The sequence below is a fragment of the uncultured Campylobacter sp. genome, assembly GCF_938045465.1.
GTDB lineage: Bacteria > Campylobacterota > Campylobacteria > Campylobacterales > Campylobacteraceae > Campylobacter_B.
This window is the reverse complement of sequence record NZ_CALIBF010000090.1, coordinates 1-3,984: the sequence shown is the minus strand read 5'-3', so window position 1 is coordinate 3,984 and position 3,984 is coordinate 1. Positions and strand designations below refer to the sequence as shown.

The following is a 3,984-nucleotide window of genomic DNA, read 5'->3' as shown; positions in this document are numbered from 1 at the left end:
CTGCAACCAAGATCCAATATGCTATTTATATTCGGTTGTATAGAAGATATAATCCTTGTTTCATTATTCCAGTATCTATCTTTTTTAAAAGTTACGTCATATGAGCTTATGTTTTTATCTCCTAGACTATCATATAGCAGCCTAAGATCATAATCGTGCTCGTTTATATCAAAAAAATAGCACTTACAACTATCGCAAAAATACAACATATAGTCCAAACTGTTGTATATACTTCGCATTTTTTTTAGCGAAGCGACATCGTTTGCTTTACAAAATTTACATTGCATCTAAAACCCTTTTTGTTTTATCATATAGATCATCTAAATTTCTATTCTTAAACAAAATCGTTCCTGTCGGTCTATCGCATACATCGCTTGCTATCGCAGGACATCCAAAATATAAGGCTTCTGCAATACTAACACCATACCCATCGGTATTCGTAGGTCTTATCATTAGACTAGCCTTTTTAAATATAGGCCAAAGCTCTTTTTGCCCAGTCAGAAAATAAAAATTTTCCTCTAAATTTAACTCTTTTATACGCAGATGCATTTTATCTATATACTCCGTATTAACCTTTTCGTTTGCTAGCGCAAAAATAAACCCTAAATTTGGATAGACATTTTTTAGCTTGGCCGTGAGTTCTATACACATATCAAGTCCGTATAAATCAGTATTTTTATAAAAAGATATTTGAAATGCATTTGCCGTTATTATCTGCGTTTTACTTTTTATAAAATCGTAAAAAGAGCTAGGGTAGGTAGCTAAAATTTTATCTTCCTCCTCTAACGGTGGCGGCAAGAAAGCATGCTCGATTATAATGCTTTTTGGAATATGCAAATCCCTACTTTTGTAATCGTCTAAAATATGTTTATTAACTACCACCAAAACATCTATGCAATTAAAAAAGGCTCTATAAATCAACGCCTTAAATTTAGAGGACTCTTCAAACAACCTTGGATTATGGCTAGTGGTAATTAAATCAAAATTTTTAAAAAGTCTAGTAATCATAAGCACAAAAACTATCGTCATACTAAACGAGTGGATATTTACGGCTCGAAATTTTGTCCTGCACAATACCGCAAATAAATCGATATATTTTTTAAAACCATTTTTGGATACATCAAATACTTGCGAATTATCTAGCGATTTACTAAGTCTATAAATATAAACCGACACTCCGCCAAGAGGAGGCGGATACGGTCCGATTATTAAAATTTTATCGTATTTTTTAAGCCTATCTTGCACTAACGAACTCATATCAAAAACGAAATCTCCGTCGTCTGCACCATATCCCAAAGCTCTATCGGCCAGCTTTTGCCTTTTTTTAGAGCCCCAAATAGCACCTCGAGCTCTTCGAGCTGACCTTTTTGGCTTGCGTTTGTTGAAATTTCTTTCACCCCCACTCCGTATCCTTTTAGGCTTTTGTAATCATCCAAAATAATGCTCTTGCCGTCAAAGTGGATCTCCATAAATTCCTTGCTTAGCTCCTTGCTGCCATTTGCGAAATACTCGATATTTGCCACCGAGCCATCTTTGTATTTTAATACGATAGATTTATTATCCTCGGCGCTATATTTTTCATTACTCGGCGTGATCGCCTGCGAAAATACGCTCTGTATCTCGCTGCCCGTTAGCGCCGTCATCAGATCTATTATGTGGCACGCTTCGCCCACCATTCTACCGCCGTTTTCATGCACCCAGTGATCCATCGGTATATAGCCCGCGTTCATTCTATATCTGATTATCATCGGATTTATTCTAGCGCTCGTGTGCTTTTTTATTTCCTGTGCGTAAGCGCTAAATCGCCTATTAAATCCCACGAATAAAACGGGCTTGTCGCCATCTCTTTCGTAAAATTTCTTTATCTTTTCAAGCTCCTCTTTGTTTGTCGCAAGCGGCTTTTCTACAAATATATTTTTGCCTGCCTCAAGCGCCTTTAAAGTAAGCTCCGCATGGCTATCGTGTCTTGTAGAGATGATCACCAGATCAACGTTTTTGTCGTTTAAAATATCGTCTAAATTTGAAGTAGCGTAGTTCGCTCCGTATTGCTGCGCCACCGCCTTTGCCTTATGTCCGCTTCGGTTCATGATCGCGTAAATTTTATACTTATCCGTAAGCTTTGAGATATTAGGCAGGTGCATACCGGTAGCAAATCCACCGACTCCGACGAACGCGACGTTTATCACGTCCCTGTTTACTGGCGCGGAGCTTATGATGATTTTTTTATCGTGATTTAGATAGCTATCAAGCTCGGCTAAATTTGCCTCGCCGTAGTCGAGCAAAACCATAAGCGGCTTATTCTGCGAAGTCTGCAGCGACTCAAACGCCTCCGTTACCTGCTCGATAGGATATTTTGCGTCTATGAGCTTATCCAGCTTTATCAAATTTTCATTTACCAGCCTTAGATACTCGCTCATATTTCGATTTTCAGTCCATCTTACGTAGCTAAACGGATAATCAAGCCCCTGCTCTTCGTAGCTCTTGTCGTAGCGACCGGGACCGTAGGAAGTGGAGATGAGAAAATCAAGCTCCTTTTTATACATATCCTCTCTATTGATCTGCATACCGGCAACGCCCACGAGCACCACTCTGCCCTTTTTCTTGCACATCTGAAAGCTTTGAGATAGCGGCTCGCTGCTGCTCGTAGCGGCGGTAAATAGCACGCCGTCAGCGCCGTATCCGCCGCTCCAAGATGAAACGACATCTAGCAAATTTTCCTTTGACGGGTTTATGACGAGCTCGGCGCCATATTCCTTTGCTATCTGCAAACGCCTATCGTCAAAATCGCTAACCGCAACCCTGACGCCTGAAATTTTAAGCATCTGCACCGCAAGAAGCCCTAAGATCCCTGCACCGACCACTACGCAGGTCTCGCCGAGCCTTAGATCAATCCGCCTAACGCCCTGCATCGCTATGCCGCCGAGCGTCACGGTGCAAGCTCGCTCAAAGTCCATATCCTGCGGCATTTTCATAACTAAATTTTTAGGCACGTCTACGTATTCTGCGTGGTTTGCAAGCCCTGCGCCGGCTGCGGCGACGCGCTCACCGATCTCAAAATTTGAAACACCCTCTCCGACTGCTATGACGACGCCGCTAAGCGAATAACCGGTCGGGCTTCCGCTATCAAGCTTGCCCTTTACCTTCGCATAGACGCTGGCTATGCCGTCGGATTTCACCATATTGATGACTTTTTTTACGTTCTCCGGCTGCTCCAAAGCCCTTCTGATCAGACTCTTGCCGCTATTTGATACGCCGCTTATCTCGGTGCCCGCCGATATGCAGCTATTTACTACTTTTATAAGAACGCATCCCCTTGAAACGCTTGGAGCAGGGATCTGCTCTGCTAAAACCTTGCCTTTTTTAACTATTGCTTGTATCATTTTGCAACCTTTATTTGTTTTAATTTCAATGCCGGCTTTTCTATAAAATTCCAAGAAACGCAAGCTACCGCGAGCGTCGCGGCTACCACTATGAAATATAGCCATAAAGAGCTGCCAAAGCCCAGACTAATTAAAATTTGAACTATCAGCATATGATAAAGATATGTACTATAAGAGAGATCGGTGCTTCTGGCCATCTTTAAATTTGTGTAGGAAAAAGCCATGCTAAAGATCACTAACGCCAAAAGGAAAATTTGAAATACAGTAGAAATTTCCAAGCCTCTCTTATAATCTCCAAGCCCGTTTCCAAACTCTATAGCCGCAAAATAAAATATCAAATAGAGCGCAATATAATATAAGCCGTAGCCTACGAGATATTTTTTTATATCCAGCCAATAAAGCCTCATGACCATGCCGATGATAAATATCCACAAAAACGGCAAGCATATCAGCTCAAGAAGCTTATTTAAATTTGAAGCGGAGTAAAAATTTTCATCGGCGATTGCTGGAATTATCATTGATGTAAAAAATAGGAAAACTAACAATAAATTTCTTATTATCACCTTTCTAATACGCAAAATAAATGGAAGGACGATATAAAACG

3 protein-coding genes are annotated in these 3,984 nt (G+C 40.6%); all 3 read right to left on the bottom strand.

The window, feature by feature from the left end:
* Positions 1–276 precede the first annotated feature (276 nt).
* Positions 277–1,257: a glycosyltransferase gene (locus Q0413_RS04355; protein WP_298987694.1), complete on the bottom strand. Its 981-nt coding sequence runs from the start codon at positions 1,255–1,257 to the stop codon at positions 277–279.
* Positions 1,254–3,380, bottom strand: coding sequence for a bi-domain-containing oxidoreductase (locus Q0413_RS04350; RefSeq protein WP_298987691.1), 2,127 nt, complete (start codon positions 3,378–3,380; stop codon positions 1,254–1,256). Before Q0413_RS04350 ends, Q0413_RS04355 begins: the two co-directional genes overlap by 4 nt.
* Positions 3,377–3,984, bottom strand: a 608-nt coding sequence (locus tag Q0413_RS04345) for a hypothetical protein (protein ID WP_298987688.1), incomplete at its 5' end; no start/stop codon positions are given. The genes Q0413_RS04345 and Q0413_RS04350, both read right to left, overlap by 4 nt.

Bases quoted from the DNA above. Each gene is read 5' to 3' on its own strand.
- Q0413_RS04355 (WP_298987694.1), bottom strand. From the start codon at position 1,257: ATGAGTTCGTTAGTGCAAGATAGGCTTAAAAAATACGATAAAATTTTA.
- Q0413_RS04350 (WP_298987691.1), bottom strand. From the start codon at position 3,380: ATGATACAAGCAATAGTTAAAAAAGGCAAGGTTTTAGCAGAGCAGATC.